The sequence below is a fragment of the Longispora albida DSM 44784 genome, assembly GCF_000379825.1.
GTDB lineage: Bacteria > Actinomycetota > Actinomycetes > Mycobacteriales > Micromonosporaceae > Longispora > Longispora albida.
Genome location: NZ_KB903838.1, coordinates 1 through 1,030 on the forward strand (window position 1 = coordinate 1; position 1,030 = coordinate 1,030).

Annotated in this window: 1 rRNA gene and 1 pseudogene; one reads left to right on the forward strand and one right to left on the reverse strand. The window is 68.7% G+C overall.

What is annotated here, in order from left to right:
• Positions 1 to 148 precede the first annotated feature (148 nt).
• Positions 149 to 265: ribosomal RNA gene (gene rrf, locus A3G1_RS0129965) — 5S ribosomal RNA — on the forward strand.
• Between the two features lie 220 nt (positions 266 to 485).
• Here rrf and A3G1_RS41240 read toward each other — a convergent pair.
• A pseudogene (locus tag A3G1_RS41240) lies at positions 486 to 1,030 on the reverse strand (hypothetical protein); the annotation flags it as partial.

The window sequence follows — 1,030 nt, forward strand, 5'->3', positions numbered from 1 at the left end:
TGGTACTAATAGGCCGAGTGGCTTACCCAGCACCGCAATCAAGAATGTTTCGCGTCCACTATCCGGTTCTGGAAAAACAACCACCAAACCATCGGGGTTCACCAGCAGGTGAGAACCCGGACCAGGTTTGGGGTTGGTTCCGCAGGGTTACGGCGGTCATAGCGAAGGGGAAACGCCCGGTAACATTCCGAACCCGGAAGCTAAGCCCTTCAGCGCCGATGGTACTGCCCCGGGGACGGGGTGGGAGAGTAGGACACCGCCGGACATACATTCCCAGCAGGGGCTGCCTTCGGGCGGCCCCTGCTGGCGTTTGCGGGTACTTGCAGGGGTACCCGGGGCTAGTGTGGAGCCTCGTACCCGACTCGCTAGTGTTGATCAATTGAATTCGCAGGCCGGCCCGGCCCGCGTCGGGAAGGATAGTACTCGTGAGTTCCCAGTCTCCGAACCAGCGCGATGACCGCGGCGGCAGCGACCGGCGGGACAGTTCAGGGCGCCCAGACCGCGCCGGTGGTGGCCGCCCCGAGCGGCGTGATGGCGGCGGCGGGCGGTACGAGCACGGCGGTTCCGGTGGCCACGCCTCGCGTGGTGGCTACGGCGGCCGTTCCGGTGACCGTCCGGGTTGGCAGGACCGTGGCCGTCCGGGTGAGCAGCGCGGTGAGCGCAGCGGCGGCAGTGGCGCCAGTGGCGGTGGATACCGCAGCGGCGGTGATGACCGTCCGCGTCGTGACTTCGGCGACCGGGGCGACCGTGGTGGCTTCAGCGGTGGCCGTCCGGGTGGCGACCGTCCCAGCGGTGACCGCGGTGGTTTCCGTGGCGGCGATGACCGTCCGCGTCGTGACTTTGGCGACCGGGGCGACCGTGGTGGTTTCGGTGGTCGTCCGAGTGGGGACCGTCCGGGCTGGCAGGACCGTGGTGGCGACCGGGGTGGCTTTGGCGGCCGTCCGGGTGGCGACCGTGGTGGATACCGTCCCGGTGGCGATGACCGTCCGCGCCGTGACTTTGGCGACCGGGACCGTGGTGGCGACCGTGG